The organism is Blastococcus brunescens (genome assembly GCF_035320885.1).
Taxonomy (GTDB): Bacteria; Actinomycetota; Actinomycetes; order Mycobacteriales; family Geodermatophilaceae; genus Blastococcus_B; species Blastococcus_B brunescens.
The window spans coordinates 2024324-2049660 of sequence record NZ_CP141261.1 but is presented as its reverse complement, the minus strand read 5'-3'; the positions used below and the strand labels follow the sequence as shown (position 1 = coordinate 2049660).

The following is a 25337-nucleotide window of genomic DNA, read 5'->3' as shown; positions in this document are numbered from 1 at the left end:
GGCAGAGGGGCTTGCGGAGAATGCGTGCGCCCGTCGTCGTCCGCACCGCGGTCCGGCCGGACGCCGGGTGGGACCGCGGGCCCGACGCCGCTCCCGGACGCGTCGCCGCCCCGCTGGGGCGGCTGCGCCGGATGCTCCTGCTGATCGCCCTCCTGTCCCTGACGGCCTGCGGCCTCCCCGGCGACGGCTCCGTGGCCCCCGTCGCCGTGCCACCCGGACCGACGGCGCGGGAGCGGACGGATCCCGCGCCGGATGGCGGGGCGGTCCTGGTCTGGTTCGTCCGCGGTTCGCGCCTCGAGGCGGTGCCACGCCAGGCCGACGAGCCCGGACCGTCGGGTGCACTCGAGTTGCTGCTGGCCGGCCCGACCCGCGCCGAGGCGGTGGACGGGTTCCGCACGGCCCTGTCGGCGGTCGATCTGGTCGTCCCCGGGAGCCCGACGGGACCGGCACGGTGACGATCGCGGTCGGCCGGGGCTTCGCCGACATCGGCGGTGGCAACCAGCTGCTCGCGGTGGCGCAGGTGGTGTGGACCGCGACCCAGTTCCGTTCGGTCGACCTCGTCTGCTTCACGCTGGAGGGGACCGTCATCGAGGTGCCCACGGACGCGGGCCTGATCGACCGGCCGGTCGGCCGGTCCGACTACCCGTCCGTCGCTCCGGGTGCCGCTCCCGGTCCGTGGCCGAGCCGGCCCGGTCGACTGCCCCGAGGAGAACGACCGGCGCCCGCTCGATGGTTCGCCGGGGCCCGCCCGGGCAGACTCCTCCACGTGCCGCGCTCCGTGCTGATCATCGAGGACGACGAACGCATCCGTCGCATCGTGGCCATGACCCTGCGCCGGGAGGGCCTCGAGGTGACCGAGGCGGCGAACGGGCAGGAGGGCCTGGACCGGCTGGAGGAGCGGCCCCACGACATGGTGCTGCTGGACCTGATGCTGCCCGACCGCGATGGTTTCGAAGTGTGCCGGGAGATCCGCCGTCGCGCCGACACCCCGATCATCATGATCACCGCCCGGACCGACAGCCACGACGTCGTGGCCGGCCTGGAGGCCGGGGCCGACGACTACGTCACCAAGCCGTTCGTGGCCAAGGAACTGTCCGCCCGGATCCGGGCGCTGGCCCGCAGGACACGGGGCGACCAGCTGCGCCCGGTCATCCAGATCGAGGATCTGGAGATCGCTCCGCAGGACGGGGTGGTCACCCGCGGGGGTGCGGTCGTGCCGCTCACCAAGACGGAGTTCAAGCTGCTCAGCGAACTCGCGGTCGAGCGCGGCCGGGTCGTCAGCCGGGAGGAGCTGCTGGAGAGGGTGTGGGGCTATGACTACTTCGGGGACTCCCGGCTGGTCGACGTCCACGTGCGTCGGCTGCGCAAGAAGATCGAGTCCGACCCGTCCGCGCCCACCGTGGTGACGACGGTGCGGGGCATGGGTTACCGGCTGCCGGAGTGATGCGCCGCAGGGGCCGCGAACCCTCCGCGGCCGGGCCACCCTGGCGCTGACGACCGTCGCCGCGGTCCTGACGGCCGTGATGGCGCTCGGCGTCTGGCTGTACGCGACCGACTACCTCCTCCAGACCCGGCAGAACGTGACGCTCGGGCAGGCCGCCGCCAACGCCGCCCAGGTCCAACGGGGCTGGCCACCCCGGGGCTCTCCCCGGCGCAGCTGCTCGCCCAGCTGCCGCGGGAGACCGGATCGGTGTCGCTCCTGGCCGACGACGGTGAGTGGAGCACGACGTCCCTGCGCATCGGCCGTGACGACCTGCCGGAGAGGCTGCGCGCCGAGGTGCTGGCGGGCGATCCCTCCCGGCAGCGGATCACCGTGGAGGGCCGGCCCTACCTGGCCGTCGGGGTGCCTCTGGCGGGTCTGGACGACGCCTACTTCGAAGTGTTCCCCTGACCGAGCTCGACAGCACCTATCGCGTGCTGAGCGCCATCCTCGTCCTCGGCGTGCTGGTCGTCGGCCCGGTGGCGGCAGCCATCGGCTGGTGGGTCACCCGACCTGCGCTGCGGCCGTTGGACCGCCTCTCCGCAGCCGCCGCAGCCATCGCCGCCGGGGAGCTGACGGCGCGCATCGACCCACGGGGCGATCCGACGCTGATCCCCATCGCCGAGTCCTTCAACGCCACGGCCGAGGCACTGGAGCGGCGGGTGAGCGCCGACGCGCGGTTCGCCGCGGACGTCAGCCACGAGCTGCGGAGCCCGCTGACCACGATGCTCAACGCGGTGGCCCTGGTCGAGGACCACGCCGAGAAGCTGCCGGAGGACGGCCGGGAGGGCCTGGATCTGCTGCGCTCGGAGGTGTGCCACTTCGAGCGCCTGGTCACCGACCTGCTGGAGATCTCCCGGGCCGACGCCGGCAGCAGCGACCTCGTGCTGGAGGACGTCCGTCTCGCGGCTCTCGTCCGCGAGGCGCTCGCGCGGCGTAGGCTCGCGGGCCGTTCCAGCGTGCCGGTGACCGTCGCCAGCGGGGCCGGCGACGTCGTCGTCAGTGCGGACAAGCGGCGGCTGGAACAGGTGATCGGGAACCTGGTGGAGAACGCCGACAACCACGGCGGTGGGCTCACGGCCATCTCGGTCGAGCGCGCCTCGGACATCGCCTGCCTGATCGTCGACGACCGCGGGCCGGGGGTCCCGGAGGCGGAACGCGAGGCCGTCTTCGAGCGGTTCGCCCGCGGGAGCAGGAGTTCTCGTGCCGCCTCCCAGGGGAGCGGGCTGGGACTGGCGCTCGTGAAGCGGCACATCACCCTGATGGGAGGCACGGTCGACGTGACGGACAACCCCGTCGGCGGAGCCCGTTTCGTCGTCCGCCTCCCCGTGGACGCCGTGCCCGGTGGAGCGCCCTGATGCGCGCGACACTCGCCGCGCTGTCCGCCGTGCTCCTGCTGTGCGGTTGCGGCATCGACCCGCAGCCCCGGCCGGAGGGGTCAGCATCCCGGCACCGCCGTCCACCCAGGCGGGACAGAGCGGTGACGCCGGGGATCCGCGGGTGAACGTCTATCTGATCCGGGGCGCCCGCCTGACGCCGGCGAGCAGACCCCATCCCGAGCCGGGCGTCGACGCATCCCTGGAGCTACTGGCCGCCGGGCCCACCCGCGCCGAGGTCCTGGAGCAGGGACTGCGCACGGCTCTTCCTCCGCAGAGCCTGGTGCCGGATCCCTCCGCGACCGAGGATGCGGTGCTCACGATCGCCGTCACCCGCGACTTCACCGACATCTCGGGACTCAGCCAGCTGCTCGCCGTGGCCCAGGTGGTGTGGACGGTGACCGAGCTGCCCGAGGTCAGCCGCGTGCGGCTCACCGCCGAGGGGCGACCGATCGAGGTGCCCACCGATGCGGGCCTGACCGACCAGGCCGTCGGTCGCGACGACTACGGCTCGGCCGCCCCGACGCAACCGACACCGTCGCCCGTCGCGCCGAGACAGGACGAGCCGCCCGGCGCCTCGGACCCGGCCGGTCCGGGAGCCGGTACCCCGCCGCCCGCCGCGCCCACGACCGGTCGCCGGCACCGGCCGGTGCGATCGAGCCCGCTCCGTCGCCGTCGGGATGCCATCGGCCCGTAGCGCGGGCACGGGGCGGCCATGACGGTTCCGTGACAGACCACGGACCGACCGGTCCGTGGCCGATCCCGCCGCCGCAGAGTGGACGGGACGACGCACGTGGTCGCCGTGCGCCCCCGACGACAGGAGAGCACCGACATGGTCGAACCGCGTGCTCGGACGCGGGGCCGGCCTGCGGTCGCCACCGTCCTGGTGTTCGCTGCGGTCGGGCTGTCGGCCTGCGCGGACGAGGACGACGACGCGCGGGCGCCGTTCCGGGAACCGGCGGTGCCCGACATCCGCGGAGCCGAGGACCTCGACGACCCCTACGTCGGGCTGCTCGACGCCGCCTTCCGGGAGGACCTGGAGGCCTACTCCGGGCAGGAGGTCACCCTGCTCGCCGACGTGGCCGACGTGATCTCCCCGCGCGCCTTCACCGTCACCTCCCCGACGGCGACGACGTGGAGCCGGTGCCCGTCGTCACCACCGCTGACGCCGGGGACGTCGATCCGCAGGCCGGCGACGCGCTGGTGATCGCCGCGACGCCGGTGGAGGACTTCGACGCCGAGACGGTGACCGAGGAGCTGCGCCTGGAACTCGACAAGGGGCAGCTCGACGACTGGGACGACGACGTCTTTCTCGTCGCCACCATCCTCGAGGCCGCGCCGTGACCCGGCCACACGTCCGTCCCCACCGGTCCGTGCCGCGAAGGAGGACCATGCACGACGACGGCCCGCCCGGCCGGGCGCCGATGCGCGCTGACCTCCGGGACGGCGCCTCCCCGGGCTCCCACGCCGATGAACGACGGCCCCACCGCGGCGGCGAGCCGGGAGAACCGTTCACCCAGACCGTCGACGGGCGGCTCGGAATCGTGCGTCCGCGGGGCCACCTCACCGCGGACACCGGCGCGCTCCTCACGGAGACGGTCGAGGCACTGCACCGCAGCGGCCACCCGCGGATCCGCCTCGACCTCGGCGGTCTCCTGAGCGCCGACGACGCCGGGCTGGACACGCTGTGCGCGCTCCAGCGATGGGTCACGTCCCGTGGGCGCTCGCTGGTCCTCCTCGGCCGCGTCGAGCGGGCGTCCGCCTGACGACGGAGCCGCCTTCATGACGATCTCCTGACAGAAGCGTCCAGCGACGCCTCGCCGGACGTCCGGAGGGCAACTCAGGTGATTCCGGAGGGCAACTCAGGTGATCATGCAGGCTGCCTGGACTGACGACGGATCCCAGACCTCCCCGGGTCGACGGCACCGTCCGTCGTCGACCTGGACGACGAGACGGCCGTGCGGCAGGACGTCACCGGGGCGAAGGCCGCGGCCCTGGCCACGGCTCGCCGATCCGGCCTGCCGACCGTCCCGGGCTTCGTGATCTCCACCGCCGCCGTCGAGCGGATCGCGGCCGGCGCACCCCTCGGCGACGACGTCCTGACCGCCTGGCGCGAGCTCTCCGAGAACGGCCGGCGCGTGCTCGTCGTCCGCAGCAGCTCGACGGTCGAGGACCTCGGCGACTCCTCGATGGCCGGGCGGTTCGAGTCCGTCGTGGGCGTGTCCGGCGCCGAGGAGTTCCGCCGCGCGGTGGACGTCGTCGTGGCGTCCCGGCACGAGGCCGCCGCGGGCTCGGACACGCTGACCGGGCGGGAGCCGCTCGCCGTCCTCGTGCAGCCGCTGCTCGACGCCCGGAGCGGCGGCGTCCTGTTCGGGATCGACCCGGTGTCGGGTCGGGAGGACCGGCTGGTCGTCGCGGCCGTCGAGGGCGGCCCGGACCGCCTCGTGAGCGGCGAGGTCGACGGGGACCGGTACGAGCTCGACCGGGCCGGCCGGCGCACCGAGGTCACCAGGGGCGACGGCGGCGTCCGGCTCCGGAAGCCACAGCTCCGGTCACTGGCCCAGCTGGCGGAGCGCACGGCGACGGTGTTCGGCGGGCCGCAGGACGTCGAGTGGGCGTTCGACTCATCGGGGCGACTGCGGCTGCTGCAGAGCAGGCCGGTGACCGCCGAGCCACGGGGACGTCCGGTCGGACCGGTCCTGGGCCCCGGTCCGGTCGCCGAGACATTCCCCGAGCCGCTCCAGCCGCTCGAGACCGACCTGTGGGTGGTTCCGCTGCGCGAGGCGCTCCGGCAGGCCCTGCTCCTCGCCGGTACGGCCGACGGGACGGCGGTGGACGCGTCCCCGCTGGTCACCGTGCTCGGCGGCCGGGCCGCCGTCGACCTCGACCTGCTGGAACCGCGGCAGCAGGCCCCCGCGTGCGTGACCGACTCGATCCCCGGCCCCGGCTCCGGCGGCTGCGGGCCTCCTGGCGGGTCGGACGGCTGCGCGCCGCGCTCCCCGCGCTGGCGCAGGACGTGCTCGTCACCGCCGACGACGTGCTCGCCGGCGTGCCGGAGCTGTCCGAGCTCACCGACCGGCAGCTCGTGGCGGTCCTGCACCGCGCCCGGCCGGCCCTCGTCTCGGTGCACGCGCACGAGGTCCTCGTGGGCATGCTCGTGGACCCCGCGGCGCCCCGGCTCACCGGCGTGAGCGCGGCGATGCGGGTGCTGGCCCGGTCGCGGCAGGCCGGCGTGCCGGACGCCGAGATCGTCGCCACGAACCCGGTGGTGCTGGCGCTCGCGCCGCCCCGCATCTGCCGCTTCCCGCAGCTGCCGCCCGCCGTCGAGGCACCGGAGAGCCCCCGCCGGGCGACGACGGTGATGCCGGACTGCTGCGCGAGGCCCTGCGGCTGCGGGCCCGCTGGCTGCAGGAGGTCACCGCCCGCGCTGCGTGGACCCTCGGCGAGCGGTTCGCCGCGGCCGGCCGGCTGGCCGGTGCCGAGGACGTCCGTGGGCTCCGCTTGGCGGACGTGGCGGTCGCGGTCCAGGAGGGTGACCGGGAGCTGCACCCGGAGTTCGTCGAGCCGGAGGAACCGCTGCCCGCCCGGTTCCGGATGGGTGACACCGGGCGGCCCATCCCCGTGGGCGGCACCGGCGGCGGCACCGGGGCCGGTGGCGGGAGCGGCAGCGGCCCCGTGCACCACGGGGACGATCCCCGGCCGGCGCCGTGCTGGTCGTCCGCACCCTGGATCCCTCGCTGGCTCCGGTGCTGCCGCGGCTGGCCGGCCTGGTCGCCGAGACCGGCAGCGTCCTGGCCCATCTGGCGATCCTGGCGCGGGAGTCCGGCGTCCCGACGGTCGTCGGCTTCGCCGGCGCGATGGACGCGTTCGCGGAGGGGACCGTCCTCCGGGTGGACGGCGCCACCGGTGCCGTGGAGGAGGAGACGCCGTGAAGAAGGTGAGCTGGATCGTCGCCACCGTCGCGCTGATCGCGTGCGCCGGCTACCTGTTCGTCTACATCTACCGCTGGGAGTGGCACCGGGCCCTGCTGGTCGGGATCCTCTTCCTGGCCACGCTCGTCGGGCTCTGCACGGCACTCGTGCTGCGGCGCGTGGGCACGTCGGCCGCACCTGCGGCGGCACGCGAGGACCGCCCGCCCGGAGCCCTCGAGCGGCTCCGGGCGGCGCCGGTGGAGACCAAGCCCTTCCCGTGGCTGCGGCCGGAGGCGTTCGACCGCACGCACATCTTCATCCCCGTGCTCCTGGGCGGCGGGTTCGTGGTCTCCGGCATCGCCTGGATGATCGAGCGCGTCGCCGGCAGCTCCGCCCGTTCCGGGGTGGAGGAGCAGCTCGCCACCGATCTCGAGGGCATCGCCTTCCCCACCGCGCCTCTCGCACCGACCGACGCGGAGCTGCTGGCCGGCGGCGACGACTTCGCCGACGACGCGGCGCTGCGCGTGCTGCTCGGCCCGGCCGCCGGCGGGAGGCACCGGTGAAGCGCGCCGTGGTCGGTCTCCTCGCCGTGGCGCTCGTGGGCGCCGGGATCTGGCTGCTGCGGGCGGAGCTGATGACGGTCGAGGTGGCCCAGCCCGAGGGCTCCTACACCGACGTCGTGGTGGCCGCCTCGACGGTGCGCGAGGACCCCGCCGTCCAGGAGGAGATGACCCGGGGCATGGTCAGCACGTGCCGGCTGCTGGTCAACGCCGACGTGGCGGAGGACTCCTTCGTCCAGCGGAGCGAGGGGTCTTCGCGTTCCGGCTGCGACCGGGGCTCGACGAGTTCGACCGACGGGAGCTCGGGGGTGCCTGCGCGACCTGCGGGTCCAGCACCTGCTGCTCGACGTCCGCGAGCTGACGACGGTCGCCCCGGGCCAGGACGACGACGGCCGGCCCTGAGGTGAGGGCGGTCGGAACGAGGCGCACCTCGCCCGTGTTGCACCGGGCAGCAGACGACGCAACCGACGTACCCACCGGAGGTGGACGGGGATCGTGGCGGAACTGAACCGACGGCAGTTGCTGGCGGCCGCTCTCGGCGCTGCCGGGACGCTGGCCGCCGGCTCCGGCGTGACCGGCCAGCTGTGGCCGCTGCTCGGCCGGGAGGACCTCGTCCCGGGGCGCGCACCCCGGCTGGCCCTGCAGGAAGCGGCCTGGACACGCGCCGCCGACCGGCTGACCTTCGCCGCGGTCGGTGACACCGGCAGCGGGGGCCGCCAGGCCATGGCCGTGGCCAACCGGATGGCGGAGGGCTACCGCCAGGCGCCCTACGGACTGGTGACCCACCTGGGCGACCTCTGCTACTACGGGAGCGTCGAGGACCGCTCCGACGACGTCTTCACCCGGCCGATGCGGCCGCTCATCGACGCGGGTGTGCGCTTCGAGCTCGCCATCGGCAACCACGACGGGGACCTCCACCACAGCGACGCGAGCCTCGCGGAGATCGACGCCGAGCTGCGGCTCCTCGGCACCTCGGCCCGCCACTACACGAGCAGCCACGGGCCCGTCGACTTCTTCTACCTCGACTCCAGCACGCCCGGGCTCTTCGGGGACGACTCCTCCGAGCAGCTGGAGTGGCTCGACGACGCCCTGGCCAGCTCCACGAACCAGTGGAAGGTCGTGTGCATGCACCACCCGGTGTACTCGTCGGGGTCGCACGGTTCGACGCCGGGCGCGGACGAGGTGCTCGAACCGCTGCTGGCCCGGCGGAAGGTGGACCTGGTCCTGTCCGGGCACGATCACCACTACGAGCGGACACGACCTCAGGACGGCGTGACCTACGTCGTCAGCGGCGGCGGGTGGAAGACCACACCGGTGGGTCGCAGCCGCTTCACCGCGTCGGCAGCGTCCGCACTGCAGTACCTGCACGTCGACGTCGTCGACGACCGGTTGACGGGGCGGTCGGTCCGCGCCGACGGAAGAGTGCTCGACCGGTTCGAGCTCCGTGCACGAGAAGGGCGATGACCCTTCCCCGGGCTCTGGCCCTCGGCTACTCGGCGCTCGTGCTGGGCGCCGTCGTGGCCCCCGCGCTGGTCATCGGGCAGGCGGGTGGCAGGGGCGGCCTGCCGGCCCTGGAGGAGGTCGACCTCCTGGCGGCCAGCGTGGCGGTGGGCACCCCCGCGGCACTGCTGGCCTGGCGCCGGGTGCGTCCCCGGCGAACCGGGAGCGATCCCGGACCGACGTCGGGATCGCCGCGCTCGTGTCCTTCGGCGTCCTCGCGGGAGCCGCGTCGGCCCTGCCGACCGTCGTCCTGCACGCCACCACCGGCCTCGCCGCGCTGGACGCGGATGCGGGGTGGCCGGTGCCCGTCGTCTGGGCGGGCTCCCAGGTGGCCGCCGTGGCGTCCGGAGAGGTGACCCACCGGGGGATCCTGCGCTGGCTGGCGAGCTGATCGGCCCGGATGTCACCGGACCGTCAGGCGGCACCCCGCGGGCCCGGGAACCGGGGGCACTCCCGGAGCCCGGCGAGCAGATGCCACGGACGACGGACGGGGCCCGCCCTCGCCCCCAGCCACCGCAGGAGGACGTCCCGGGATCCCCGTGCCCATGACCTCTGCGCCGGAAGAGAGCGGACCATGCCCGACTCGCACGTCGAGCCCGTCGTCCACCTCGTCGACGGCGCCCACGGCCGTCCGGCCGTCCGGTGACGGGCCGCCGGATGGCCGGTCGCGCTCAGGCCTCGACCTCGACCTCCACCACCGGGTAGCCGGAGGCACCGTCGGGGGCCACCGGTGTGCGTTCGTCGGTCTGCACCTCGCCGAGCCCGTCGGTCGCTCGTGCAGCGATCACGTGCCGGCCCGGCGTGGCGTCCCAGGGCAGGTACCACTGCCGCCAGCAGTCGACGTCGAGGCGCTCGGCGAGCTCCGCCGGACGCCACGGGCCGTCGTCGATGCGCACCTCGACCCCCTCGATCCCGCGCGTGGGAGCCCAGGCGACGCCGGCGATCACCTGACGTTCAGCGGCGCTGACGGTGCCGCCGGCCCGAGGCACGTCGATCCGGGCCTGGGTCTTGATCGGCCCCTCCTTGGCCCAGCCACGCGGGATCCAGTAGCCGTCGACGTCCCAGCCGGTGAGCTCGATGGCCGAGAGCCACTTGGTCGCCGAGACGTAGCCGTAGAGACCGGGGACCACCAGCCGGGCGGGGAACCCGTGCTCGGCCGGCAGCGGCTCGCCGTTCATGGCGACGGCGACCATGGCCTCCTCCACGTCGAGCGCGGTGAGGACGGGGAAGCCGGCCGTGAAGCCGTCGACGGACCGGCCGAGGAGCTGGGTCGCGCCCTCCTGCAGCCCGGCCCGCTCGAGGAGGGCCCGGAGCGGCACGCCCTGCCACCGCGCGTTGCCGACCAGGTCGCCACCCACCTCGTTGGACACGCAGGCCAGGGTGATGTCGGCCTCGATCTGCGGCAGCTCCAGCAGCTCGGCGTAGGTCAGGGTGAACGGCTCGTCGACCATCCCCCGGACCTCGAGCTGCCATCCGTCGGGTTCGACGACGGGAACCCGTAGGGCCGTGTCGATCCGGTAGAACTCCTCGTTCGGCGTGACGAGCGGCGTCAGGCCGGGGATGTCCAGATCGGCTCCGGCGGTGACGGGCGCGGCTCTCCGGAAAGGGGCCGGCAGCCGGATGGCCGCCCGCAGCTCCCCAGCCGCTCCCGCCCGGAGAGCAGGTAACCCCCACCCCGGCCAGGACGGCGAGCGCGGTCGTACCGCCGGCCAGGACCAGGAAGCGGCGCCGGTCCGACGGCTGCGCCGCACCCGACCGGGCCGTGCTCCCCCGGCGGGAACGGCCGCGGGCGGAGCGGCGGCACCCGCCGATCGGTCGGCGCGCGCCGCGCGGATGAGCAGGTGCAGCACGCCGACCCCGACCGCGGCTCCCACCGCACCGACGAGCAGGGCCCCCAGGAAGGTGGTGCGCGGATCGGTCAGTGCGGCCGCGACACCCAGCGCGGCGAAGGCCACGAACCCCGCGGCCGACGGGAGGAACCTGCGCCGGGCCAGGACGCCGAGAGCGGCGCCGAGGAGGACGGAGATCAGCAGGATCCCGCCGATGAGAACCGGCTTGTCGGCACGGCCGAGGGTTGCGATGGCGGCCCGTTCCAGCCAGCCGGGGACGCTGTCGATGACCACATCGCCCACGGCGATCACCAGCGACGGCGCACGCTCGAAGACGCCGGCCACGAGCTCCGCCGTCCCCAGCGCCGCCGCCACCGCCGCGAGGCCCGCGATCGCCCCGGTGCCCCGGCGCACCGGACGGGGGCGACGTCCTTGCGGCGCGGCTCTTCCTCTGTCTCCGTCACACAGGCGCGATGTCCGACGACAGGTCCGGCGACACGAGCCCCGTCGCAATGACGCGCGATCGTCATGAGAGCAGGGAGCCTGCATCCATGTGGGACGTCGTCGCGCGTCCGTCGCAGCCGGCGGTCGATCCGCGGGTTCGGCCGGCGGTGGCGCCGCTCACTGGCGGCGCCACCGCCCTGCTCGCCTGCGGATCAGTCCTCTTCTTCCTCCTCCATGTCCTCCTCGTCACCGACGCCTTCTTCCACGACCCCTCCGTCGTCGACGGGCTCCTCCTCGCCGCAGGCGGTCATCGTGAAGGACGCGGCCGCGATGGCGACCCCGGCGGCGGCGGAGCGCCAGCGGTGGCGTCGTGCGGGCAGCGACGTGCGATTCATGGTTCTCCTCTGGTCGGGGCGGCCGTGACCGGCCGGCGATGGATGCAACGGCCGATACCCGCGCCCGGGTGCCTCGACCCCGCGACCGGTGAACGTCACGGATCTGTCAGGCGCCCCTGATCGCCCAGGTGTCCTGGACGGCCCCCGCCGGCGCTCGGCACGCTGACAGCGACTGCCGGGCGACCGTGCAGGGGTGACCGCTCGCAGGCAGCACCGGTCAGGGTGTGCGTCCGGCCAGCCCCAGTGCTCCCCAGCCGCGCAGCGGCCGGCCCACCAGCTCGGCGGCCGTCTCCAGGGCCCGGCGCCGCAGGCCGCGGGCACGCCACTCCCCGGGTCCACGCGCTCACTCGCACGAAGATCCTCGTCGAAATCGGCGTCGAGGACGTCGACGACGGCACGGTCCTCGATGACCAGGCACACCTGCTCGTTGAGCGCCAGGGATCGGGCGTCGATGTTCGCCGTCCCGACCAATGCGGCCACGCCGTCGACGGTGATGACCTTGGCGTGCATGAGGGTGGGCTGGAACCGCCAGATCTCCACACCGGCATCGAGCAGGGGCTGGAACTGCGTCTCGCCCTGCAGGTGCACGGCCGGGCGTGCCACGTGCGGACCGGAGACCAGCAGCTGGACGCGGACGCCGCGCCCGGCCGTCGCCACGACGAGGTCCAGCAGCCACCGGGGTAGCCGCGCGTACGGGGTCGTCATGCGCACGGTGTGCCGTGTGGTGTGCAGCAGCGCGGCGATCGCGACCGCCGCCTCGTTCCACCCGGGTTGCGACGGCGGCCGGAGCACCTGGACGGCGGCGTTCCCGGCGGCGGCCAGCACGGGGAACTCGTCGCGGTCGGACACCAGGTCGCCGGGCAGCCGGATGTAGGCCTGCATCCAGGAGGTGATGAAGGCCGACCGCAGGCCGGCGACCGCGGGCCCTCGACCCGGTAGGCGGTGTCCCGCCAGTCCCCGGCCGGTCGCCGCGCCCGGTCCACATCCGGTCGATCCCGGTTCCCCGGTGACGGCGACCGTCTCGTCGCAGACCACCACCCGGCGGTGCGTGCGCATGTTCCACACCGTCGGTCGCCAACTCGGCAGCGGCCGGTAGAAGACGACGGTGCAGCCGGACGCCCGGAGTCGCCGCAGGTGCTGCCGCTGGATGTGCCGGCCGCCGAAGTCGTCGAGCAGGATCCGCACGCGGACCCCTGCGGCGGCGCGCTCGGCCAGGGCGTCGGCGACCTGCCCTGCGACGGCGCCGCGGTCCCAGGCGAACCAGAGCATGTCGATGGTCCGGCGGGCAGCGGAGACGGCGTCCAGCAGGGCCCCGAAGGTCTGCTCCCCGTCCTTCAGGACGTCGATCCGGTTGCCGTCGGTGAAGGGCACTCCCACCAGCGCCTCCAGGACCGGACGGCGCCCGGTGGCCAGGTCCAGACCCTCAGCCATCGGTCAGCCCGGGCAACCGGTCGGGGTCCTGGACGCGGTGCACGCCGGGACGCGACGCGCCGGCGAGCAGGTCACCGTCGGTCGACAGCGCGACGTCCTCCACCAGGTGGTGGATCGTCTGCGCGCGGATCCACCCGGATTCGATGAGCTGGGAGTCGACACCGGAGCGCACCCGGACCGCATGTTCGTCCCGCTCCATTCGAGCAACGCCATGCGGTCGTCGGCGAGGGCATGCCGGTGGCTGGAGGAACGGCCGTCGCCGAGGGCCTTCCAGAGCCGGTGCGCGGAGGCCCGGAGGCCGTCGTGCCGCCGGAAGACCTGGCGGGCGGTGAGGATGACCAGCTCCGGGTCGTCGTTCCCCGGCGGCGTCGTCGGCATGGCCATCTCGGGTGGTCCTCCCTCTGCTCGGCTCGTGCGAACGGATCGTGGGAGTAGGGACGGCTCCGGGATCAGCCCGCGTACGGCGGGTCGCAGCCGCGCGGGGTGGCCTCCGGACTCGGCTTGCGACCTCCTCGCGCTCGGCGATCGGTTCCTCCGGTCGGCTGCCCTCGGCCCCTGCGGAAACCACCGCACCAGCACTGTCACACCAATGACGCGGGGCCGCGCGTGCGGACCGGGGCGCACATCCCCGACGACGACAGGCCCGGGCCCTCGTGGTCACGGGCCGGCCGGCTCAGGGTCCGGGAGCACGCCACGCTCGACACCGGCATGTCGTGCCTCCAGCTGTGCGGCCACGGCGAACCCGAAGAGGATCGCCACCGAGGTCAGCTGCGTCCACAGCAGGAGCGCGATGACGCCGGTGAGTGGCCCGTAGACCACCCCGAAGGCCCCGGAGAGCTGGACGTACACCGCGAGCAGGGCGGTGAAGAACAGCCACAGCGACACTGCCACCACCGTGCCGAGCGCCAGCCACGACCAGCCGGGCTGACGACGACGAGGTGCCAGCCGGAGCATCGCCAGCACCGCACCGAGCACCAGGAGGACGCCCAGCGGCATGGCCGTCGCCACGACCGCGTCGTCGTCCCAGCCGTAGACGTCCTCCACTGCCTCGCCGAACGCAGCGCCGGCCAGGAGCACACCGGATCCGGCCATGGCCGGGAGGCCGGCGACGATCGCCATTCCCACCGCGCGGCCGTACTTCTGCCGGCTGGGCCGGTCCCGGACGATCCCGTAGACGCGGTTGGCCCCGCGCTCGATCTGTCCCATGGCGGTGGTCAGCGTGGTGAGCGCGAAGGCGAGCCCGAGCCAGAGCGCCGCCGAGGCCCCCTCCCCTGCTCGAGGGTGTTCCGGATCAGTTCCCCGATCCGCCGGGGCTCACCCCGACGATCGTCGACCGGAGCACCCGCCCCAGCTCCTCCGTGGCCAGGGCTCCGCTGAGACCGACGACGGCGACCACCAGAGGGATGAAGGCGAGGGACAGCTGCAGCGCCAGGGCTCGGGAATGGGAGAACCCGTCGCCGTAGCGGAACCGCGCGAACGCCTGCTGCCAGAACGACCACCTCGCCGCACGGACCGCGCGGATCGCGTCACGTGCCGTCAGCTCGCCCGCCGGGCTGCCCCGCCCGCGGGCACACGGGGAACCGGGCCGGAGGCGCGGCCCTCGCCACCGGGGGCGTCAGTGATCACCGGTACGGCAGCCCTGGTCGTCGAGCGGTGCCGGTGGCACCACGGGGTTGTCGTCTCCGGTCAGGTCCAACCCCCGCACATGCCCGGATTGCAGCACGACGCGACGACGGGCGCCCTCCCAGGGGCCCACGTCGACACGCTGCGGCCGGGGACCGAGCCGCGTGCCGTCCGCCGGGCGGCGCACATGACGTTTCCCCGACGGAACCGTCGTCCCTGCTGATCCGGCTCGGCGCGGGTAGCCAGTGCGCATGACAGACGTGACTTCGTTCGACGGCACCCGCATCGCGCTCAGCTCGTGGGGGCCGGCCGATGCGCCACGGCTGCTGCTCGTGCACGGGCTGGGCCTGTCCACCGAGTCCTGGGGCACGGTTCCACAGCGGCTGTCGGACCGGTACCGGGTGACGGCCTACGACCTGCGCGGCCACGCCCAGAGCGGGGACGCGCGCTCCGGCGACTACACGATGAGCGCGCACGCCCGGGACCTCGACGCCGTCCTGACCCACGTGACGCCCGAGCGCGGCCCGGTCGTCGTCGCGGTGCACAGCCTCGGCGGCGGCATCCTGCTGACCCACCTGGACGCCTCCCCGACGACCGGGTCGCCGGCGCGGTGTTCGTCGGGTCCGGCGGCTCGGGCGTCACCGCTCCTGGACTGCCGGCGCGCCGCCTGCCGACGTGGCTCCAGCAATCGCTGCGGTGGGCCTGGTGGAACGCGCTGCGCGGCGGCGTCCGCGTCGGCCGGCTGATCAAGCCCGTGGAGACCCTGTCCGACCGCTTGATCCGCCGGGCCGCCTTCGCCCCCGGCGAACCCCAGGAGTTGGTCGCCCAGGTGCGCGACAGCTTCCTGGGCGGCCGGCCGCTGGCCCTCGCGGGGACGACCATGGCCAGCCTGAGCCATGACGGCGCCGAACTAGGGCCCGCGCTCCGGGCCCCGGCGCTACTGGTCCACGGCAGCGCCGATCCGGAGGTCCCCGGGGACGAGATCCGGGAGCTCCTGTCGGTGCTGCCGGACGGCGCCCTGGTCACGGTCCCGGATGCCGGCCACATGCTGCCGCTCACCCATCCGGACGTCGTGGTCGCAGAGGTGCGCCGGTGGATGGAGCGCGTCGGATCCACTGGGCGCCCGACGGCGGGTCCGGACGGCCGTGCGGACGGCCGGACCGTCGTCGGAGAGGGATCTGCGACGACCTCGGCCACCGGCTAGCGACGACGTCCTCCGGGACGCGGAGCCCTTCAGCGGCAGCGGACGGCCAGGGTCTGCCACCTGCTGCTCCGTGTCCGCCGCGGGTGCCGGCACCCGCGGCGGACACGGCCTCCATCGCGCCGTCGTCCCGATGGCCCGGCACGTAGGCGCCGGCGCATCGCGGGCACAGCCACCGCCAGAGCCAGACACGCACTGCCAGAGCCGGACCCGTCGAGGGCTGAGTCGGATCCGGGTGCCGCCGCCCGACCTGCGGCCTCGTCCGGGCGTCCTCGTGACGGCGCGGCGCCGTGCCTCGGCCGGCAGGATGCCCGGAGCCAAGCGAACCCGAGCCGGCACCGTCAGTCGCGGACGACGACCCCGAGCCCGTCGTCCGGATGGTGACCGCCCCTCCCCCAGCTCGACGTCGGCCACCTCCTGGCCGAACGGCAGCGGGTCCAGCGGCACCCGGAAGCGGAAGCGCTCGGCGAGCAGCAGCTCGGCGGACCGGTCGAGCTGCCGGTCGGTCCGGACCTCGGTGGGTCGCACGACCAGCGCGCCGGTCGTCGGTTCGACGACGGCGGTGGCGGAGGCGTCGTAGGGGCGGTCCAGCAGTTGGCCGGTCGCGGTGAGGCGGAGCTCGTCCGCGGTCGCTGGGCCTTCCGGGCGCACCGTCATCGGCCGGCCGGTGAACCGGAGGTAGCGGTCGAGGGCGTCGTAGCTCAGGGACGCGTCGGCAGCACTCCGCTCGAACACCACGGCGTCCGCGTCGCGGACCAGCAGGTCGTGGAACGACAGGTGCACGCCGTGCAGCTCGGCCTGCACCCGGTCGAAGGTCAGTGGCCCGTTGGAGACCTGCCCCATCGTCACCGCCACCTCCTCGTAGCGGCCCCGCAGCGCCTGCAGCAGGACCGGCCCGCCTTGGACCTCGACCGTCGGGGTCTGGACCGTGCCCGTCGCCTCCTGCAGTTCCTCGGCGAGCAGCGCCTGGACCGTCGACCGCGCGAGCCGGTCGAGGCCCCAGAGCAGCAGCCCCGTGCCGAGAACGGCGCCCACCAGGACCGTGACGAGCCACGTGCGACCTCGGTGCGCCCGGCCCATCGCCGTCGCGCCGGCCCCCGTCATCGGCCCGGCCCGTCCGGGCTGCCGACCGCTCCGGCACCGACGGGTGCCGCCTCCGCACGAGGCGGTTCCGTCGTCCCCTCCGGGCTGTCGCCGGGCTGCGGTGACGTGCGGATGCGGCGGCCCGGCCAACCGGCCCACCGGCCGAGCAGGGTCAGCACGGCGGGGGTCAGCACCGGCCGGATGAGGAAGGTGTCGATCAGCAGCCCCACGGCCATGACGAACGCGATCTGCCGGAACAGACCGAGCGGGATGATGGCGACCATCGCGAACGTGGCGGCCAGGATGAGACCGGCGGCGCTGATGGCGCGGGCGCTGGCCGGCATCGCGACCCGGATGGCCTCCCGGAGCGGCCGGCGCCCGGCCTCCTCCCAGATCGCCCCGACCGCGAACACGTTGTAGTCCGAGCCCAGGGCGAGCAGGAGCACTGCGGTCGTGAACGGCGCGAAGAAGAGCAGCCCCGGATTGCCCAGCACACCCTGGAAGAGCACGACGGCCAGCCCCAACGCCGCCGCCACACCCAGGGCGCTGCACGCGAGGAGCAGCAGTGGGGCGAGGAAGGCCCGCAGGTACAGGCAGAGGATGACCAGCTCGATAACGAGGGCGGCGATCAGGATCGTCCGGAGGTTCTCCCGGGTCAGCTCGGCCAGCTCGGCCGCGATGGCGGTCTGACCGCCGACCGCGACCGTGGCGTCCTGCACCCCGGCTGCTGCCGCCAGGTCGTCGATGCGGTCGTCGAACCGGTCCAGGTCGGCGATCGCCGGGGCGCCGAGCGGGTCGCTGTCGAGGATCACGATGAACCGCGCGGCGTCGCCGTCCTCGGCGAGGACGAGCCCGTAACCGTCGGGCAGGGGGTTCTGGGCCGGGCCCAGGACCTCGGCGACACCGGGCTCGGCGGCGATGGCGGCCTGCAGGCGCTCCAGCGCGTCCCGCTGCCCCGCCACGCCCTCCCCTTCAACGAGCACTTCCGTGGGCGCGACCGCGCCGCGGATGCCTGCGTCCTCGAGCACCCGCGCGCCGGCGCGGATCGGGTCGTCGGCCGGCAGCTCGGAGATGAAGGACGTGTCGATGCGCATGTTGATCAGCGGCAGGGACGCGGGCACCAGGACGGCGAGGCAGAACAGCACCGCCAGCACGGCGCCACCGCGCCGCGAGACGGTGTCGGCCAGCCACCGGATCGCCCGGCTCGGCTCGTGGGCGCTGGGCGCTGACCGCTCACCGTTGCCGATGGTCAGGAAGAGCCGGCGGCCGAGGATCGCCATGAGGGCGGGCACCAGGGTCAGGGAGACGAGCATGCCGACGACGACCGTCAGGGCCAGTGCGGGGCCGAACGCCCGGAACAGCTCGAAGTCCGCCACCAGCAGTGCGGCGGTCCCCGCGGCGACGGTGACTCCCGCGACGGCGACGATCGGCCCTTCGGTGAGGACGGTGCGACGGGCGGCCTCGTGCCGGTGCAGACCCCCGCCCAGCTCCCGGCGGAAACCCGAGAAGAACAGGACGCAGTAGTCGGTCACGACGCCGATCAGCAGGGCCGCGATCAACGGTCGCAGCTGTTCGGGCAGGGCGAACCCGAGCGCCGCGGCCAGGCGGTCGAGGATCTGGAGCGTGACGAAGTAGCCGAGCGCCACGGTGAACAGGACGACGAGCGGGGCGATCACCGAACGGAAGGCGAGCGCGACGACCACGGTGATGAGCACCAGCGTGGCGATCTCGAAGGTGTGCAGGTGCGCCTGCAGGTAGTGGACCTGCTGGACCTGGGCCGGGAGCACCCCGTCACGTACGCGTCGACACCCGGCTGGTTGTCGAAGTGGGCGGCGTACTGCTGGCTGAGGGTCACCCGGTTCTCGAGCGAGGTGTAGGGCGAGATGTAGAGGTAGGTGACCGCCGTGTCCGCCGAGCCGGTGGGCAGGGGATGGCCCCGATGATCTGTCCCCTGCCGGGCGGTACGCGCCCCTCCAGGTAGGCCTGCGTGTGCGCCAGCGCCCACAGCGTGGAGTCGGCCCGGGTCAGCAGGCCCATCCCGCCCGGGTCGTGCACCACGACGGACGTGTCGGAGAGCACCGGGACGCCGAAGTGGTCCAGGGAGCGTTCCTGGACGGCGACGGCGTCACTGCCCGGTGGCAGCAGGCCCCCGATGTCCCCGCTGCTCCTCTCCTGCGCGGGGCTCGGGACCACGACGGCGAGCACCGCGCTCGCCACCCAGAAAGCCAGCACCAGCCAGCGACCCGAGACCACCGCGGTGCGCACGCCCCGACCCACCACCGCCGGCGCACGCGTCACCGCTCGGAGGATCGATGGTGCGGGCACGGCAGCCTCCCGACGCCCGGCGTCGACTTGGCCGGCGGGTCTTGGATACCTCACAGCGGGGTCGGGTAAAGCTCGCCTCAGGACGTACGAGGAGGTCGACGATGCCCCAGGCCGGATCCGGAGACGCGGACCAGCCCGGCCAGGTGGCCGGGACCGACGCGGAGGGAGCGACCTCGGCGGAGTCCGCTCCCGAGGCGCCACCTCGCCGAGGGCCCGCTGCGGGCTTCCGCACCGGCCTCGTCGTCGCCGTGGTGTTCGTGCTCGGCCTGACCGTCGGAGCCGTCGCGGTCGGGCTGCTCGGCGACTCCGTCCCACCCCGAGCGCCGACCGGGCGGACGCCGGATCGGACGACGGCGGGCCGGTCGCCGGGGATTTGGACCCGGAGGCAGGCCCGTTCCGGGTGAACGGCGCCTGCCTCGGGGCCTTCAACGCCGCGGAGGACGCCTACGGGACCATGGACGAGCTGGGGCAGGCCGCCGCCGCGCTGGACGCGGCCCAGCTGGACGAACTGGTGCGGCGGCTGCAGCCGTTGCAGCGACAGCTGGAGGCCGACCTGGCGGCCTGCCGGGTGACCGCGATCGATGACCCTCCGGCGGAGGGCTCGACGCCCGGCACCGGCTCCCCGCCACGCTCGTCGGCGACGCCCACCCCTCGGACTGACGCGCGCGGTGATCTTCCCCTCAGCCGCCCGCCGTCGCCTGCGTGACCTCGATCCGTACGGCGGCGATGGCGACCTGCCCGTCGGCCTCGGTCAACCACGCCTCCGGATCGTCGAACAGCTCGTCCGCCGCGATGCCGAAATCGGCCTCGAAGCTGTCGGGATCCACCTCGACAGCGGAGCCGGACACCTCCACGACGTCACCTGTGGCGACCGCGGGCGGCGGGGTGACGGAGACGACCGCGACCGGCTCGCCGACGTCCCCCGTGATGCGGAACGCGCTCGCGACATCGGTGGCGGCGAGGAGTTCCGTCACCTCGCCGCGCACCACGACCTCCCGGCCGATCGCCGCCTCCGGGTCGCCGAAGAACGTGTCCGCCGTGCCCGGGGACCCGGCCTCGTCCGGCGGATCCGCGGGATCGCCGTCGTCCAGCCGGTCCTCCAGGGAGGCGACCCGGTCCTCGAGAGCGGCGACCTCGTCCCGGACCTGCTCGAGGTCCTCCGCCGAGACCGCGGACGGGGCGGGCTCGACGCTCCCGCCGCCGCACCCGGTCAGCGCGAGCGCCGCGGCCACCGCCGCTCCCGCGACCCTGCCTGCCGGGTTGGTGCCCGTGATCGTGCTGCTCATCCGTCCCTCCGCATCGGGAGCCGGCCAGGTGGCCGGGACTCGGGTCGTCCGACCCACTGTTCGGTGCCCGCGCCGCCGGAACCCATCCGGAGCACACGCGCTCCGACGTCAACTCGCAAGGCGGCCGCAACACGAGCCGCAGGGCGTCCGTACCGGAGGTCCATGACGATCCGCTGACATCTTCGACGGGGCCGCCGGACCAGGGACGAGGAGGGGCATGGATCCCGGAGGTGACGATGACAGGACCCGGAGGTGACGATGACAGGCGCGGGCGCGAGCCCGCCGGACCGGTCCGCCGGGCCACGAGGAGAGGAGGAGCCGTGGATGTCAGGGGACCGCGTGCCGAAGCGGGGCCGGCGGGTCCACCTCGGGAGGAAGGTCGGCGCCCGCACCAGCGAGTCGCCGGAGACCGGTGACCGCGCCGGACGGCGCGACGCGGTGAGCGGGGTGCCGGTACGCCCGGAAACGGACGGCACGGGACGGCGGCGTCCGCCCCTTCCCGCCGTGCCGGCCTGGACGGTGCGGACCATGGCCGTCGGAGGCGGAGTGCTGGCGCTCGCCGCGCTCGGCTGGCTGGCGTTCTGGCTGCTGCTCAGACTGCCGCTGGTCACCCTCGCGCTGGCGCTGGCCGTGCTCCTGACCGCGCTGATGGCGCCGATGTCCCGGGCACTGCGACGCGCCGGTCTTCCCGCGGCGGTGTCCGCGCTGCTCGGGGTTCTCGCGCTGGCCGCCGTCCTGCTGGGCATCGGCTTCCTCATCGGTTTCCGGGCCGCCGCGGCGGTGCAGGACCTGACCCGGCCACTGGCCGCCGGGATCGACCGGATCCGCGTCTGGGCGATCGAGGGCCCGCTCGGCCTCGACCCTCAGCAGGTCGCCGAGATCCGCAACGAGATCGTCACCTGGCTCTACGAGGCAGGCCCCAGCCCCACGGCCGGTGCCCGCATGGCCGTGTACGTCCTCGGCGGGCTGATCCTCGTCGCTTTCCTCGTGTTCTTCTTCCTCAAGGACGGCGAAGCGATGTGGGCCTGGCTGCTGGAGCGCGTCCCGGACCGGCGGCGCGACCAGGTCGACGGCGCGGGACGTTCGGCCTGGAGCACCCTCGCCAGCTACGTGCGGGGAGCTGTCGTCGTCGCGCTCATCGATGCCGTCGGCATCGGCGCCGCCCTGCTCATCCTGGGCGTCCCGCTGTGGATCTCGCTCACGCTGCTGACGTTCGTGGGTGCGTTCGTCCCCTGCTGGGCGCGACGGTCAGCGGAGCGGTGGCCGTGCTGGTCACCCTGGTGACGAACGGCACGACGGATGCGGTCATCGTCCTGGTTGTCGTCCTCGTGGTGCAGCAGGTCGAGGGCAACCTGCTGCAGCCGCTGATCATGGGACGCGCGCTGCATCTGCACCCGGCCGCGATCCTGGTCGCCGTCACGGCCGGCGGCCTGCTGCTGGGGGTCGCCGGTGCGCTGCTGGCCGTGCCGTTGATGGCGGTGACCTACCGCGTGCTCGAGTACCTCCGCCTGCATCCGATCGATACCGGTCGACCTGAGGGGAACGAGCCGCACGTGGTGGAGGAGTCCCCGTCGCGGCTGCCGCCACGGGGGACGGCGGGTCACGGCATCCGGCCATCACGACCTAGCTGGGGCGCCGGCCGGAGCGCACGGCCGCGACCCATGCTGACCCGACGCCGGCCGGTCGCGCATCCTGGAGCCATGGGCACCAGTGACCACGCGGCCGGCCGCGACCAGGAGACCGGGCGGGCGCACGCCGTGCTCGCCGAGACGGCGGACCTCCCGGCGCCGTGGGCGGCGATCTGCGGCGCATCGGTCGGCGTGGTCCAGGGGAAGTGGAACGGCCGGCGGGGCCTCGGCTCCGCCGAGCCATGCCCGGAGTGCGCGCGCCTCGCGCGGGAGTGACCGGCCCCGCCCCGTGGTCAGCTGGTCCGCGCGCCACGCTGCCCCGGCCGTGTGGCCTTCGCCGTCGGCGGTTCGCTTTCCTGATGAGCCTCATCAGTGTTGGGGATAACGGCTCGTCCATGGAGACGCCGAGGACCGGCTCGCGGTGCCGTACCGCCAGACCCGGTCGATCAGCGACTCCGTCGCCATCACGCGCCCGGCGTTGCGCGTGAGGTGCCGGAGGAGCTGGGCGCCGAGCTGTGACCTCTCCTGGCCGTCGGGCCGGACATGCCTGGACGGCCGGTGGACCAGCCGGTCGGCCGGTGGTGGTCCTGCTGTGTGAACCGGCCGTGGGCGGGCAGGCTCCTGCCGCACCCGGCAGACTCCGGGAGGGCGCACGGTCTGGTCGCGCCGGTTACGGAGGGCGACCCGGGTGGACGGGCAGGGATCGGGCTCCGCGCGGGCGACGACGTGTCGCTGGGGCTGACCCAGCGGGAGGCCGAGGCCCGGCGACGAGGGGGCGAGGGCAACGTCGCCGTCAGCGCGTCGTCCCGCAGCTACGCCCGGATCCTGCGCACGAACGTCTTCTCGTTCTTCACCATCATCCTGTTCGTCATCGGTGCCGCGCTGCTCGCGCTGGGCCAGTACAGCGACGCCTTCACCAGCGTCGGTCTCGGCCTGGTCAACGCGGGCATCAGCGCTGTCCAGGAGATCCGGGCCAAGCGCAAGCTCGACCGGCTGCAGCTGCTCAACCGCAGCCGGGTGACCGTCGTGCGGGACGGCAGGGACGTCGACGTCGCCCCGGAGGAGGTCGTCCGCGGGGACGTCCTCCGGGTGCGCCCCGGCGACCAGCTCGTCGTCGACGGACCGGTGCTCGACGGTGGACGGGTCGACGTTGACGAGTCCCTGCTCACCGGCGAGTCCGAGCCGCTGCTCAAGCAGCCCGGCGACGAACTCCTCTCGGGCAGCTTCTGCGTCGGTGGGGAGGCACACCAGCTCGCCCGGGCCGTCGGCGCCGCGAGCTACGCCAGCCGGCTGACCGACGACGCGCGGCAGTCCACCACCGACCGCACGCCCCTGCAGAGCCGCATCGAGTTCCTCGTCCGGCTGGTGATGCTGCTCGTGGTCCTCATGAGCGTGACCATCCTGTTCCAGGCCGCGCTCGAGGGGTTCACGCTGGTGCGGGTCGTGCAGACCACCGCGGTGCTGTCAGGCCTCGTGCCTTACGGCCTCTTCTTCCTCGTGGCCGTCGCCTACACCGTCGGCGCCGCGCGGAGCAGTGGACGCGGTGCGCTCGTGCAGCAGGTCAACGCCGTGGAGTCGGTCAGCAACGTCGACGTCGTCTGCACCGACAAGACGGGCACGTTGACGACCGGCCGGCTGAGCCTGGCGGAGGTGCACCCGGTCGGCCGGCTCGACGCCGCGGCCGCCGAGGACCTGGTCGGCTCCCTTGCCCGCAGCACGGACGCGCCCAACCTGACCACCACCGCACTGGCCGCCGCACTGCCGGGCGGAGCCTGGGCGGTGCACGACGAGATCCCCTTCTCCTCCACGCTGCGGTGGAGCGCCCTGCGCACGGACGACGGCGTGTACGTGCTCGGCGCACCCGACCGCCTGGCACCGCACCTGTCCGGGGCAACGCTCGCCGAGACCGTCACCACGCGGACCGACCAGGGCCTCCGCGTCCTTCTCGTGGCACGGGCGGCCGCGACCGCCCCGCTGCGCGACGACGCCGGGCGACCACGGCTCCCGGATCTCGAGCCGGTCGCCGTCGTCGCGCTCGCGGACGAGCTCCGCCCCGACGTGCCGGAGACGATCGCCGGATTCGCCCGGGACGGGACGGAGCTGAAGGTCGTCTCCGGCGACGACCCGAGCACCGTCGCCGCCCTCGCGCGTCAGGCCGGCCTCGACGCCGGAACGCCGGTCGCCGGTGCCTGCCTCGACGGCCTGTCAGAACCTGAGCTCGACCGTCTGGTGGCCCGCACGACGGTGTTCGGCCGCATCGCCCCCGAGCAGAAGGAACGCATCGTCGAGTCGCTGCGCCGGCAGGGCCGCTACGTCGCGATGATCGGCGACGGCGTGAACGACGCCCGTGCGCTCAAGCGTGCCCACGTCGGGGTGGCGATGAAGAGCGGCAGTGCCGTCGCCAGGGACGTCGCCGACATCGTCCTGACCGACGACTCCGTGGCCGCGCTCCGGCCCACCCAGCAGGAGGGCCGGCGGATCATCGACGGCATCGGTACGTCGATGCAGGTCTTCCTGGCTCGCGTCGGCACCCAGGGCCTGGTCATCCTCGCCGTCACCATGCTCGGCCTCGGCTTCCCGTACTCCCCGCCAACGTCGGGCTCACGCTGCTCACCGTCGGGGTCCCGACGCTGTTCCTCACGGCGTGGGCCAAGCCCTCCCCACCGGACCCGCGCCTGCTCCCGAACCTGGGGCGGTTCGTCGTGCCGGCGGCGGTCATCACGGCCGCCGGAGGCGTCGGCCTGTACGCCTACCACTACACGTTCCTCTTCGCGGGGCTCAGCCGTGCCGGCACCCCGGATGAGGTGCTCGACGCCTTCGAGCGCTACACCGGGCTCTCCTCGGACGACGTCGGCTTCGCCGAGGCGGCGGCCACGATCGGGGCACAGACGGCGCTGTCGACGTTCGTGTCCTACGCCGCCTTCCTGCTCATCCTCTTCCTGAAGCCGCCGAACCGGCTCTTCGCCGCGTGGACGCGTCCGGACGGCGACAAGCGGCCGGCCGTGCTCGTCGCCGTGCTCGTCGGGGCGTTCTCCGGGCTGTTGTTCGTCCCGTGGTTCACCGACTACTTCGGGCTGACGGAGGCGGCGGACCCGGTCTTCCGGACGGTGCTGCCGGCGCTGGTGGTCTGGTTCCTCGTGCTGACCGCGGCCTACCGCTCCCGCGTGCTCGAGCGCGCCCTCGGGCTCGGGTCCCTGACCGGGGCCGGGCGGGCGCCGGCGGCCTGACGGCAGCGGTCGCGCTCTGCTGCCCGGTGAGCGCGACG

Annotated in this window: 27 protein-coding genes and 2 pseudogenes; 21 read left to right on the top strand and 8 right to left on the bottom strand. The window is 74.1% G+C overall.

The genetic code is table 11. The features are described from left to right. Positions 1-11: 11 nt before the first annotated feature. The 15 genes from U6N30_RS13620 to U6N30_RS13550 all read left to right on the top strand — a co-directional run bounded on the left by U6N30_RS13620 (position 12) and on the right by U6N30_RS13550 (position 9218). On the top strand, positions 12-455 hold the full coding sequence (locus U6N30_RS13620) for a hypothetical protein (protein WP_324277691.1): 444 nt from the start codon (positions 12-14) through the stop codon (positions 453-455). Further along, entirely contained in the window at positions 452-1444 is a 993-nt protein-coding gene (locus U6N30_RS13615) for a response regulator (protein ID WP_479690601.1), read from the top strand. The genes U6N30_RS13620 and U6N30_RS13615 overlap by 4 nt, the downstream gene beginning before the upstream one ends. A 246-nt stretch (positions 1445-1690) precedes the next feature. Next, a complete protein-coding gene (locus tag U6N30_RS13610) occupies positions 1691-1891 on the top strand; it encodes a hypothetical protein (protein WP_324277690.1) in 201 nt (66 codons plus the stop codon). 23 nt (positions 1892-1914) lie between these two features. Next, positions 1915-2838: a HAMP domain-containing sensor histidine kinase gene (locus tag U6N30_RS13605; protein ID WP_324277689.1), complete on the top strand. Its 924-nt coding sequence runs from the start codon at positions 1915-1917 to the stop codon at positions 2836-2838. Next, on the top strand, positions 2838-2984 hold the full coding sequence (locus tag U6N30_RS13600; RefSeq protein WP_324277688.1) for a hypothetical protein: 147 nt from the start codon (positions 2838-2840) through the stop codon (positions 2982-2984). The genes U6N30_RS13605 and U6N30_RS13600 overlap by 1 nt, the downstream gene beginning before the upstream one ends. After that, positions 2981-3553: a GerMN domain-containing protein gene (locus U6N30_RS13595; RefSeq protein ID WP_324277687.1), complete on the top strand. Its 573-nt coding sequence runs from the start codon at positions 2981-2983 to the stop codon at positions 3551-3553. The genes U6N30_RS13600 and U6N30_RS13595 overlap by 4 nt, the downstream gene beginning before the upstream one ends. A 96-nt stretch (positions 3554-3649) precedes the next feature. Continuing rightward, positions 3650-4063, top strand: coding sequence for a hypothetical protein (locus tag U6N30_RS13590; RefSeq protein WP_324277686.1), 414 nt, complete (start codon positions 3650-3652; stop codon positions 4061-4063). Beyond that, positions 4060-4200, top strand: a complete 141-nt coding sequence (locus U6N30_RS13585) for a hypothetical protein (RefSeq protein WP_324277685.1) — start codon at positions 4060-4062, stop codon at positions 4198-4200. Before U6N30_RS13590 ends, U6N30_RS13585 begins: the two co-directional genes overlap by 4 nt. A 47-nt stretch (positions 4201-4247) precedes the next feature. Beyond that, positions 4248-4622, top strand: coding sequence for an STAS domain-containing protein (locus tag U6N30_RS13580; RefSeq protein WP_324277684.1), 375 nt, complete (start codon positions 4248-4250; stop codon positions 4620-4622). Positions 4623-4814: 192 nt separating this feature from the next. Continuing rightward, a complete protein-coding gene (locus U6N30_RS13575) occupies positions 4815-6047 on the top strand; it encodes a PEP/pyruvate-binding domain-containing protein (RefSeq protein ID WP_324277683.1) in 1233 nt (410 codons plus the stop codon). Positions 6048-6563: 516 nt separating this feature from the next. Next, positions 6564-6788, top strand: a complete 225-nt coding sequence (locus U6N30_RS13570; RefSeq protein WP_324277682.1) for a PEP-utilizing enzyme — start codon at positions 6564-6566, stop codon at positions 6786-6788. Then, on the top strand, positions 6785-7330 hold the full coding sequence (locus tag U6N30_RS13565; RefSeq protein ID WP_324277681.1) for a hypothetical protein: 546 nt from the start codon (positions 6785-6787) through the stop codon (positions 7328-7330). Before U6N30_RS13570 ends, U6N30_RS13565 begins: the two co-directional genes overlap by 4 nt. Beyond that, positions 7327-7734 carry a hypothetical protein gene (locus U6N30_RS13560; protein ID WP_324277680.1) on the top strand — a complete coding sequence of 136 codons (408 nt, stop codon included), beginning with the start codon at positions 7327-7329 and terminating at the stop codon, positions 7732-7734. Before U6N30_RS13565 ends, U6N30_RS13560 begins: the two co-directional genes overlap by 4 nt. An 88-nt stretch (positions 7735-7822) precedes the next feature. Then, positions 7823-8791 carry a metallophosphoesterase family protein gene (locus U6N30_RS13555; RefSeq protein WP_324277679.1) on the top strand — a complete coding sequence of 323 codons (969 nt, stop codon included), beginning with the start codon at positions 7823-7825 and terminating at the stop codon, positions 8789-8791. A 235-nt stretch (positions 8792-9026) separates the two neighbouring features. Next, positions 9027-9218: a hypothetical protein gene (locus tag U6N30_RS13550; RefSeq protein ID WP_324277678.1), complete on the top strand. Its 192-nt coding sequence runs from the start codon at positions 9027-9029 to the stop codon at positions 9216-9218. A gap of 280 nt (positions 9219-9498) precedes the next feature. On the opposite strand, the gene U6N30_RS13545 is transcribed toward U6N30_RS13550, so the two are convergent. The 4 genes and pseudogenes from U6N30_RS13545 to U6N30_RS13530 form a co-directional block, all read right to left on the bottom strand. Beyond that, a complete protein-coding gene (locus U6N30_RS13545; protein WP_324277677.1) occupies positions 9499-11070 on the bottom strand; it encodes a molybdopterin-dependent oxidoreductase in 1572 nt (523 codons plus the stop codon). Positions 11071-11312: 242 nt separating this feature from the next. Further along, positions 11313-12926 (bottom strand): phospholipase D-like domain-containing protein, encoded by a 1614-nt coding sequence (locus U6N30_RS13540; RefSeq protein WP_324277676.1) that lies wholly within the window; start codon positions 12924-12926, stop codon positions 11313-11315. Next, positions 12919-13098, bottom strand: a complete 180-nt coding sequence (locus U6N30_RS13535; protein WP_324277675.1) for a hypothetical protein — start codon at positions 13096-13098, stop codon at positions 12919-12921. The genes U6N30_RS13540 and U6N30_RS13535 overlap by 8 nt, the downstream gene beginning before the upstream one ends. Before the next feature lie 485 nt (positions 13099-13583). Next, positions 13584-14177 (bottom strand): annotated as a pseudogene (locus tag U6N30_RS13530) (YihY/virulence factor BrkB family protein); the annotation flags it as partial. Positions 14178-14809: 632 nt separating this feature from the next. Here U6N30_RS13530 and U6N30_RS13525 point away from each other — a divergent pair. Then, a complete protein-coding gene (locus tag U6N30_RS13525; RefSeq protein ID WP_324277674.1) occupies positions 14810-15295 on the top strand; it encodes an alpha/beta fold hydrolase in 486 nt (161 codons plus the stop codon). Positions 15296-15486: 191 nt separating this feature from the next. On the opposite strand, the gene U6N30_RS13520 is transcribed toward U6N30_RS13525, so the two are convergent. The 3 genes from U6N30_RS13520 to U6N30_RS13510 form a co-directional block, all read right to left on the bottom strand. Further along, positions 15487-16854, bottom strand: a complete 1368-nt coding sequence (locus tag U6N30_RS13520) for an LmeA family phospholipid-binding protein (protein WP_324277673.1) — start codon at positions 16852-16854, stop codon at positions 15487-15489. Beyond that, positions 16851-18620, bottom strand: a complete 1770-nt coding sequence (locus U6N30_RS13515; protein WP_324277672.1) for an MMPL family transporter — start codon at positions 18618-18620, stop codon at positions 16851-16853. Before U6N30_RS13515 ends, U6N30_RS13520 begins: the two co-directional genes overlap by 4 nt. Before the next feature lie 64 nt (positions 18621-18684). Then, on the bottom strand, positions 18685-19098 hold the full coding sequence (locus tag U6N30_RS13510) for a hypothetical protein (RefSeq protein WP_324277671.1): 414 nt from the start codon (positions 19096-19098) through the stop codon (positions 18685-18687). Positions 19099-19259: 161 nt separating this feature from the next. On the opposite strand from U6N30_RS13510, the gene U6N30_RS13505 reads away from it, so the two are divergent. Together U6N30_RS13505 and U6N30_RS13500 are read left to right on the top strand one after the other, a co-directional pair. After that, a complete protein-coding gene (locus U6N30_RS13505) occupies positions 19260-19562 on the top strand; it encodes a hypothetical protein (protein ID WP_324277670.1) in 303 nt (100 codons plus the stop codon). Further along, the gene (locus tag U6N30_RS13500) at positions 19559-19864 is read left to right on the top strand and encodes a hypothetical protein (RefSeq protein WP_324277669.1); all 306 of its coding nucleotides are present in this window, start codon (positions 19559-19561) and stop codon (positions 19862-19864) included. Before U6N30_RS13505 ends, U6N30_RS13500 begins: the two co-directional genes overlap by 4 nt. Here the strand turns inward: U6N30_RS13500 and U6N30_RS13495 are convergent. Next, positions 19839-20444 carry a hypothetical protein gene (locus tag U6N30_RS13495; protein ID WP_324277668.1) on the bottom strand — a complete coding sequence of 202 codons (606 nt, stop codon included), beginning with the start codon at positions 20442-20444 and terminating at the stop codon, positions 19839-19841. The genes U6N30_RS13500 and U6N30_RS13495 overlap by 26 nt on opposite strands. Positions 20445-20702: 258 nt before the next feature. Here U6N30_RS13495 and U6N30_RS33845 point away from each other — a divergent pair. The 3 genes and pseudogenes from U6N30_RS33845 to U6N30_RS13475 all read left to right on the top strand — a co-directional run bounded on the left by U6N30_RS33845 (position 20703) and on the right by U6N30_RS13475 (position 25299). Continuing rightward, positions 20703-22348: pseudogene (locus tag U6N30_RS33845) on the top strand (AI-2E family transporter). A gap of 450 nt (positions 22349-22798) precedes the next feature. After that, positions 22799-25015, top strand: coding sequence for an HAD-IC family P-type ATPase (locus U6N30_RS13480; RefSeq protein WP_324277665.1), 2217 nt, complete (start codon positions 22799-22801; stop codon positions 25013-25015). Beyond that, entirely contained in the window at positions 24979-25299 is a 321-nt protein-coding gene (locus U6N30_RS13475) for a hypothetical protein (RefSeq protein WP_324277664.1), read from the top strand. Before U6N30_RS13480 ends, U6N30_RS13475 begins: the two co-directional genes overlap by 37 nt. Positions 25300-25337 lie beyond the last annotated feature (38 nt).